2 protein-coding genes and 1 pseudogene are annotated in these 1,873 nt (G+C 75.0%); 2 read left to right on the forward strand and 1 reads right to left on the reverse strand.

Annotated elements, in window-relative coordinates; genetic code table 11:
• Positions 1-165: 165 nt before the first annotated feature.
• Both FNQ90_RS21575 and FNQ90_RS21580 read left to right on the forward strand, forming a co-directional pair.
• On the forward strand, positions 166-873 hold the full coding sequence (locus FNQ90_RS21575; protein ID WP_182607881.1) for a FadR/GntR family transcriptional regulator: 708 nt from the start codon (positions 166-168) through the stop codon (positions 871-873).
• 102 nt (positions 874-975) lie between these two features.
• A complete protein-coding gene (locus FNQ90_RS21580; protein ID WP_182607882.1) occupies positions 976-1,413 on the forward strand; it encodes a hypothetical protein in 438 nt (145 codons plus the stop codon).
• On the opposite strand, the pseudogene FNQ90_RS21585 reads toward FNQ90_RS21580, so the two are convergent.
• A pseudogene (locus FNQ90_RS21585) lies at positions 1,414-1,873 on the reverse strand (serine/threonine-protein kinase); the annotation flags it as partial.

Consider the following 1,873-nt stretch of genomic DNA (forward strand, 5'->3'; position numbering starts at 1 on the left):
TTCCGGAGGGGCGGCGGGTGACGGGAGGCGCTGAACGGTGCGGCCATCGTCACGGGAGGCGCGGACCACTGTCAAGATTTATTCATAAATAATGATCAGGCTAGAGTGGGGAGTCCGTGGGACGAACACTCGATTCGGGCAGCCGGGGAGCAGGGGGAACACGACATGGGGTCCTATTCCGCCCGGGGTGTCCACGGTGACGTGGTGCACCGCCTGGGCGCCCGCATCGTGGGGGGCGGTTTCGCCGAGGGGGACACCCTGGACATCCGCGCCCTGGGCGCCGAACTGGACGTCAGCCTCACCGTGATGCGCGAGGCGCTCAAGGTGCTCGCCGGCAAGGGTCTGGTGGACGCCCGCCAGAAACGCGGCACCTTCGTCCGACCACGCGCGGAATGGAACCTCCTGGACCCCGACCTGATCCGGTGGCGGGCCCGGGCCGGGGACGCCGACCGTCTCCTGCGCGACCTCGCCGACGTGCGGGCCGTGGTGGAACCGGCCGCCGCCCACCGGGCGGCCCTGCACCGCACGGAGGCCGACCTCGACGCGCTGGAGGCCGCGCTCGCCGCCATGGTGGAGGCCGGGAACGACCCGGCCGCGTCGGCCCGGGCCGACGCCCTCTTCCACCGCGCCCTCCTGGCCGCCACCGGAAACGAACTCCTCGCCCGCATGGAGGTCTTCCTCGAGCCGGGCCTGCTGGAGCGCGACCGGCTCGTCCACGCCCACCCCGCCTTCGGTGACGCCGTGCCCGGTCACCGGGCCGTGCTGGAGGCCGTGCGCGACGGGGACGCGACGGGAGCGCACCGCGCCATGCTCGCCCTCCTCGCCCGGGCCGACGCGGACCTGGCGCTGGTGAGCCCACGCCCCGCCCCCTGAACCGCGCCCGGGAACGTCCGTCACCGACCGGCCCGGGCCGGATACCGTGCTCCCGACCCCACCGGCCGGCGCGTGACCGCCCGGGGGACCCGGGAGGACGAGATGGTCGAGGTGACCCGCCTGAGCACCCTGGTCGAACTCGACGGGGAGCCCGCGGACCCCGAGGAGATGGCGGTCTCCGCCCGGCTGGAGGCGGTGCTCTCCGACGGCCGCCGGGTGCCGCTGCTCGACGACCGGGGCTGGGCCGACTCGATGCACGGCGGCGGGGTGGACATCCGGGATTTCGTCTCGATCGGGGACATCGAGACGACCGCCCGGACGGTGGTCGGCCCGGACGAGCCGGGAGAGGGCGACACGCACGAGGGGATGGCGGCCGACCACTGGGGGCACCTGGCCGACGTCCTGCGGCGGCGCGGCGTGGCCGCGGACGCCGAGGAGTTGGAACGCCTGCCGCACGAGGTCGTGCTCGGCGAACGCCTCCGGGAGTGGCTGGGAGGCCCGCGCCCCCTTCCCTCCCGGCCCGAATCCGACCGGCGGTGATCAGCCGGCGTCGGCCGGCCCGAAGTGGTGACGGGTGAGCCGCGAGCCGTCGGAGCCGATGGACGCGGCGACACAGCGGAACACCCGGGACCCGGCCGCGTACTGCGCCTCGGTGGGGGGCAGCACGTCCGGCTCCCAGGAGTCGGCCTCCCGCTCCCGGCCGCGCTCGTTGAGGGAGGCCGCCAGGACCCCGGCGGAACACACCTCCCGGACCACGGGGTGGGCGGCGAGCTCGGCCTGGTTGTGGGTGAGCCCGTCGGCGGGCAGCGGGGCGATCGCGAAGGTCTCCCAGACGTGCTCGGCCCGGCAGTCGGCGGCGGTGATGGAGACGTTGCCGGTGATCACGACCATGCCGCCCCAGCACTCGGGCTCCACGACGCAGGCGGCGTCGGCGCCGGCGATGTCCGCGGCGGGACAGTCCCCCGTGGCGGTCGGCACGCCCCACTCGACGCCGGCGGTC

It is taken from the genome of Streptomyces alkaliphilus, assembly GCF_014141535.1.
In the GTDB taxonomy this organism is placed as follows: Bacteria; Actinomycetota; Actinomycetes; order Streptomycetales; family Streptomycetaceae; genus Streptomyces; species Streptomyces alkaliphilus.

Excerpts from the sequence above, each read along its gene's own strand:
- FNQ90_RS21580 (WP_182607882.1), top strand. The coding sequence starts at position 976 with ATGGTCGAGGTGACCCGCCTGAGCACCCTGGTCGAACTCGACGGGGAG.
- FNQ90_RS21575 (WP_182607881.1), top strand. The coding sequence starts at position 166 with ATGGGGTCCTATTCCGCCCGGGGTGTCCACGGTGACGTGGTGCACCGC.